This window comes from Mesorhizobium sp. M7A.F.Ca.MR.362.00.0.0 (genome assembly GCF_004023175.1).
Taxonomy (GTDB): Bacteria; Pseudomonadota; Alphaproteobacteria; order Rhizobiales; family Rhizobiaceae; genus Mesorhizobium.
Genome location: NZ_RZTF01000001.1, coordinates 1 through 975, shown reverse-complemented (window position 1 = coordinate 975; position 975 = coordinate 1). Strand labels below are relative to the sequence as shown.

Here is a 975-nt window from a genome sequence, read left to right as displayed (position 1 = left end):
AAGAGACAGCCAGCAATTCCTTGCGCAGGTTCGGATCGAGCGACATCGTGCCGCCGCGTGCCTTGATCAGCGGGATCGCGCGTTCGGTGATCGCCCAGGCTGCGGGACTTGCGAACACCGTTCCCATGACATGGATATGCCCGCAACGCGCGATCAGCGCCTCGACCTGCGGGGTCCATTCCAGTCGAGCGGCGGCGGATTTGGCGATGTTGTAGACGAAATCGCGGCTTCCGTCCGTGCGGTAGCGAACAAAGGCGCTGCCCGTCGGATAATCCGGGGAAACAGCGATGGCGGAAGTGTCTACGCCGTCCCGCTTCAGGCGCTCCATGTTGACGGCGCCGAAATCGTCGTCGCCGACCACGCCCACCATTGCGGCCGCTCCGCCCATACGTGCGCATTGATCGATGAAGATGGCGGGCGCGCCGCTCGGAAAGGGACCAATGAGGTCGATAGGTTCCCGGAAGCCGGTGCCCGTCTGTCTCGCGACGATCTCTACCAGGATTTCTCCGATCGTCACGGTTGGCCCGAGCGAGTCCGCTGCAAGTGTTCGGGGGAGGTCGTTCATCAAGCGTCCAATCCTGGGTGTGGTGTCGTTCGCGGTTTCACGACGCCGAGGCGCAAGAGGATTCCTACCGGATCGATGTGAATCGATCAGCTGCCATCACGCTACAAACCTGCATGCATGGTCAAGCGCACACTTGGAACGACGCGCAAACCCTCAGCCGGGAAACAGGTCCAGGATCGACGACAGGCGGTTGGTGCTGAGATCGACGTCGCCGAGCAGGCCGCCGCTGGGGAGATAGCCGACCACGAACAGACCGGCGGCTCGTGCTGCCTTTGTGCCGGTGCGGCTGTCTTCCACGGCCACCACCGACCCTGGAGCTACGGCGAGCTGCCGGCAGGCCTCGCGATAGGGCGTGGGGTCGGGCTTGCCGGCCGACACGTCGTCGAGGCTGATTGTGAGACTCATATGGT

The 975-nt window shown here is 63.5% G+C and carries 2 protein-coding genes; both read right to left on the bottom strand.

From position 1 onward, the window contains the following. Positions 1–565: PfkB family carbohydrate kinase (locus EOC06_RS41385; protein WP_245469250.1), on the bottom strand; the 565-nt coding region annotated here is incomplete at its 3' end. A gap of 153 nt (positions 566–718) precedes the next feature. Beyond that, positions 719–975 (bottom strand): HAD family phosphatase (locus EOC06_RS00005; RefSeq protein ID WP_164898410.1); only part of this gene is annotated, 257 nt, incomplete at its 5' end.